Annotated in this window: 4 protein-coding genes and 1 pseudogene; all 5 read right to left on the reverse strand. The window is 59.9% G+C overall.

The annotated features are described in order from the left end of the window. Positions 1 to 211: pseudogene (locus HLUSI_RS27265) on the reverse strand (hypothetical protein); the annotation flags it as partial. A 26-nt stretch (positions 212 to 237) separates the two neighbouring features. Further along, positions 238 to 1,494: an RsmB/NOP family class I SAM-dependent RNA methyltransferase gene (locus HLUSI_RS0106380; RefSeq protein ID WP_029363199.1), complete on the reverse strand. Its 1,257-nt coding sequence runs from the start codon at positions 1,492 to 1,494 to the stop codon at positions 238 to 240. Positions 1,495 to 1,518: 24 nt separating this feature from the next. Further along, the gene (gene purN, locus HLUSI_RS0106385) at positions 1,519 to 2,148 is read right to left on the reverse strand and encodes a phosphoribosylglycinamide formyltransferase (protein ID WP_016833202.1); all 630 of its coding nucleotides are present in this window, start codon (positions 2,146 to 2,148) and stop codon (positions 1,519 to 1,521) included. 78 nt (positions 2,149 to 2,226) lie between these two features. Next, a complete protein-coding gene (locus HLUSI_RS0106390; protein WP_407649276.1) occupies positions 2,227 to 2,694 on the reverse strand; it encodes a barstar family protein in 468 nt (155 codons plus the stop codon). Beyond that, positions 2,673 to 3,053: a guanyl-specific ribonuclease gene (locus tag HLUSI_RS0106395; RefSeq protein WP_029363201.1), complete on the reverse strand. Its 381-nt coding sequence runs from the start codon at positions 3,051 to 3,053 to the stop codon at positions 2,673 to 2,675. The genes HLUSI_RS0106390 and HLUSI_RS0106395 overlap by 22 nt, the downstream gene beginning before the upstream one ends. Positions 3,054 to 3,163 lie beyond the last annotated feature (110 nt).

Consider the following 3,163-nt stretch of genomic DNA (forward strand, 5'->3'; position numbering starts at 1 on the left):
CCGCTATTTGGTCGACCGCGGCGGTCAGCAGGCCTTCGATGTCGTCGCCCGGCGTAAAGGCCGCTTCAAGCGTTCCTTGCGCCGCCAGCGCCTGCCCGCCCGCGTCGAAAGCCTGCGCGACCGGCATGCCCGCGCAGGCGATCAGAGCGAACGCGGCGAGATGGCTTGCATGTCGCCGCATACCGGACAAGCCGGACAGACCCGACAGCATGGTCACCGCCCGCAACATCCGCAACATTACTTCTTGCGTTCCAGCACGGCTGCGAAGAAACCGTCGGTGTGATGCACGTGCGGCAGCATCTTGAGGTAGTCGCCAGTGTCCAGGTCGATCTTCTGTTCGGCCAGCACCGTGTTCATCGGCACCAGCGTGAAGTCCGGATTGGCTTGCAGGAACTGGGCGACGATGTCTTCGTTTTCCTCATTGAGGAAACTGCAGGTGCCGTAGACCAGGCGACCGCCGGCTTTCACCAGGCGTGACGCGCTGGTGAGGATACTGATCTGCTTGACGTTCATTTCCGCCACGGTCTCGACAGTCTGGCGCCATTTCATGTCGGGATTGCGGCGCAGCGTGCCAAGGCCGCTACAGGGCGCGTCGACCAGCACGCGGTCGATCTTGCCGGCCAGACGCTTGACCTTGGCGTCATTCTCGTGGGCGATCATCACCGGATGCACGTTGGACAGGCCGCTGCGCGCGAGACGCGGCTTGAGCTTGGCCAGACGTTTTTCCGATATGTCGAAGGCGTACAGGCGACCGGTGTTGCGCATGGCGGCGCCCAATGCCAGCGTCTTGCCGCCCGCACCGGCGCAGAAATCTACCACCATCTCGCCGCGCTTGACGCCGACGATCTGGGCCAGCAACTGGCTGCCTTCGTCCTGCACTTCAATGGCGCCATCCTTGAACAGCGGCAGGTTCTGCAGCGCAGGTTTTTTAATCACGCGCAGGCCCAGCGGCGAATACGGCGTCGCCTCGCAGAGAATCGGCGCTGCAGCCAATGCTGCCATGACGTCTTCGCGGTTAGCCTTGATGGCGTTGACGCGCAAGTCCAGCGGGGCTGGCTGATTCAACGCCTCGGCCATTTCCATGGCGGCGGCTTCGCCGTCACGTGCAATCAGCTTGTCGAGCAACCATGGCGGCATGTTGGCGCGCATTGCCAGCGGCAATTTATTGCGGTCGATCTGAGCGGTGCGCGTGAGCCACTCGACTTCTTCCGGCGACAGGCCGGCGATTGATTCGATACTGACCGTATCGACCAGGCCGAGCAGCGCCATCCGGCGCATCATCGGGCCGACGCCGGATTCGGCGAAATTGGTGAAGACCGACTTGTTGCGCAAGAGGCCGTATACCGCTTCGGCGATGACGCCGCGTTCGCGGCCGCCGAGCTTGGGGTTCTCGCGGAAGTAGCGCGACAACGTGACATCGGCCGGGCCGGCGAAACGCAAGATTTCACGCAAGACTTCTTCCGTGTGGGGAACGATTGCGGGTGGCAATCTCATACTGCTTCCTTCAAAAAATGTGGTTCAGACTTGCTCGGCGGATGGATCGAGACGGACGCGATTGCCGTCCAGGCTGAGCTTGCCTTCGACGAACCAGCGCACAGCGCGCGGGTAAATAAGATGTTCCTGGTCCAGCACGCGCCCGGCCAGCGTTTCTTCGCTGTCCGAGTCGAGCACCGGCACTGCAACCTGTGCCACGATCGGGCCGTGGTCGAGGTCGGGCGTGACGAAATGCACGGTGGCGCCATGCAGCCTGACGCCCGCCGCCAACGCTTGCCGGTGTGTAGCCAGTCCCGGAAAGGACGGCAACAGCGACGGATGGATGTTGAGCATCCGCCCGGCATAGTGCTCGACGAAAGGCGTGGTCAGGATACGCATGAAGCCGGCCAGCACCACCAGATCGGGCGCAAACACGTCGATCGCGGCGCGCAAGGCGGTATCGAACTGCTCGCGCGTGGGATAGTCCTTGTTGGCGACGATTGCCGTGGCAATGCCGTGCCGGCGGGCAAATTCAAGCCCGGCTGAATCGGTGCGGTTGCTGATGACTGCTGCGATGGAAACCGGCCAGTGTTCTGCCTGGGCGGCCCGGACGATGGCTTCCATGTTGCTGCCGCGGCCGGAAATCAGGATAACAATGCTTCTCATGGTCGGCATTGTAACCGCTGCCCGCGGCCGGATTGCCAAAAATTGGCGCCGGCGCAGCCCGAAGCGACAGAAAAAGCGGTGGAAAAACTACTGGAATGAATAAAAAACGCGGAATGCGACTTTCTTGTCGGCCCAGAAGTCGGCGGCATCGCGGAACACGTCCAGCAAGGTTTCGCGCGCTTCCTTGTCGAATTTCTGGGTGTTCGGCAATTGCTCCAGAACAACGATGAAGCCGGGTTGCTGGCCGGACTTGTGAGTCAGGTCGGTCAGGCAATCGCCGAGGGCGTCGAAATTCTTGCCGAAATGGCGGGGAAAATGAAAGGCGCCGGCAATGATCGCGAGGACCTGCTGCTTGGTCGTCGCTTCGGCGCAATAGGCGTACAGAAAGTGTTGCCCAAGACGAGCAGCCTCTTCCTGCAAGTCGGTCACGCGGAAAGCGCGGATAGACTGCACAACATTTGGCGGCACCGTTTTAAATAAACTCATTTCTCCCTCAGATTTTGCAATGAATGCTGCAACCAGGATCGCCTCCTTCATTCCCTGATGCGTTGGAATGTCTGGTAATGATCCTTGGTGTAATAGTACTCACCGGACGTTTGCGGATTGCCGCCGGAGATGATCCGACGCGCGCCGCGATTGCGTGCCTTGGGCGTTTTCACGGTGAATTCGTGATAATACCCGCGCTTCTGCCTCGGCAACACCCCTTCGTAGTTGCCAAAAACCACGCCATCCTTCGCATACGGATAAGGTCCGCCTTGTTTGATCAGGACCAGCGTCTGTTGCGCCTCGGGCGGCAACTGGCTGAGCGCGACGTCGTCAACGCCCAGAGAACCGGGGCCTTTTGCGAATACGGAGCAAGATAACAGCAGCGCAGCAAGGAAAACAGACCACTGTTTCAGAAAAGATGTCTTCAAGAGCAGGCTCGCATTTTTATGTTGCAGAAGTATTAATTATTCGCAATACCATTGCGTAGAGTAACGTTTTGCTTCAAACCAAGCAACCCGAATCTTTGGCCGGGCAAATA

Origin of the sequence: Herbaspirillum lusitanum P6-12, from assembly GCF_000256565.1 — a bacterium.
GTDB classification, from domain to species: Bacteria; Pseudomonadota; Gammaproteobacteria; order Burkholderiales; family Burkholderiaceae_D; genus Herbaspirillum; species Herbaspirillum lusitanum.

Coding starts and splice junctions, on each gene's coding strand:
- HLUSI_RS0106380 (WP_029363199.1), bottom strand. CDS start 1,494: ATGAGATTGCCACCCGCAATCGTTCCCCACACGGAAGAAGTCTTGCGT.
- purN (WP_016833202.1), bottom strand. CDS start 2,148: ATGCCGACCATGAGAAGCATTGTTATCCTGATTTCCGGCCGCGGCAGC.